This window comes from Ruegeria sp. YTSC199, assembly GCF_059609725.1.
Window position 1 is genome coordinate 1 of sequence record NZ_JBXWMF010000076.1, and the last position, 1,258, is coordinate 1,258.

The following is a 1,258-nucleotide window of genomic DNA, read 5'->3' on the forward strand; positions in this document are numbered from 1 at the left end:
TGCGCATTGAAAAAGGCCGCCCCTTTTGGAGCGGCCTTCTTAGGCTCACCGATGTGCCTGGCTGAAGCCCGGCCTACCGTGATTACTCGATGATTTTCGACACAACGCCGGCGCCGACGGTGCGGCCGCCTTCGCGGATGGCGAAACGCAGGCCGTCTTCCATCGCGATCGGAGCGATCAGCTCGACGGTGAAGCCAACGTTGTCGCCGGGCATGACCATCTCGGTGCCTTCGGCCAGGGTCACGGTGCCGGTCACGTCAGTCGTACGGAAGTAGAACTGCGGACGGTAGTTCGCGAAGAACGGAGTGTGACGACCGCCTTCTTCCTTGGTCAGGATGTAGGCTTCGGCTTCGAACTTGGTGTGCGGTGTAACCGAACCCGGCTTACACAGAACCTGGCCACGCTCAACGCCGTCACGGTCGATACCGCGCAGCAGGGCGCCGATGTTGTCGCCCGCTTCACCGCGATCCAGCAGCTTGCGGAACATTTCAACACCGGTACAGGTGGTTTTCTGAGTGTCACGGATGCCGACGATTTCGATCTCGTCGCCAACGTTGATCACGCCACGCTCAACACGACCGGTCACAACGGTACCACGACCCGAGATCGAGAACACGTCTTCGACCGGCATCAGGAACGGCTTGTCGACTTCACGCTCAGGGGTGTCGATGTAGTCATCAACAGCCGCCATCAGTTCCTTGATCTTCTCTTCGCCGATTTCCGGGTTGTTGCCTTCCATCGCGGCCAGAGCCGAACCTGCGATGATCGGAATATCGTCGCCGGGGTATTCGTAGCTGGACAGCAGTTCGCGAACTTCCATCTCAACCAGTTCCAGCAGCTCTTCGTCGTCAACCTGGTCAACTTTGTTCATGAACACGACCATCTTCGGGATGCCAACCTGGCGGCCCAGAAGGATGTGCTCACGGGTCTGCGGCATCGGGCCGTCAGCTGCGTTCACAACCAGGATCGCGCCGTCCATCTGGGCAGCACCGGTGATCATGTTCTTGACGTAGTCGGCGTGGCCGGGGCAGTCGACGTGCGCATAGTGGCGCGCGTCCGTCTCGTATTCCACGTGGGCGGTCGAGATGGTGATGCCACGTGCTTTTTCTTCAGGCGCGCCGTCAATCTGATCATACGCTTTGAAGTCACCGAAATACTTGGTGATTGCTGCGGTCAGCGTGGTCTTGCCGTGGTCAACGTGGCCAATCGTGCCGATGTTGACGTGCGGCTTATTACGCTCAAACTTTTCCTTTGCCAT

General features: G+C 59.0%; 1 protein-coding gene. It reads right to left on the minus strand.

Annotation, left to right across the window (positions count from 1 at the left end; translation table 11 throughout):
* Positions 1-82: 82 nt before the first annotated feature.
* Positions 83-1,258: elongation factor Tu (gene tuf, locus AC2FEE_RS25585; RefSeq protein ID WP_496868226.1), on the minus strand; the 1,176-nt coding region annotated here is incomplete at its 5' end.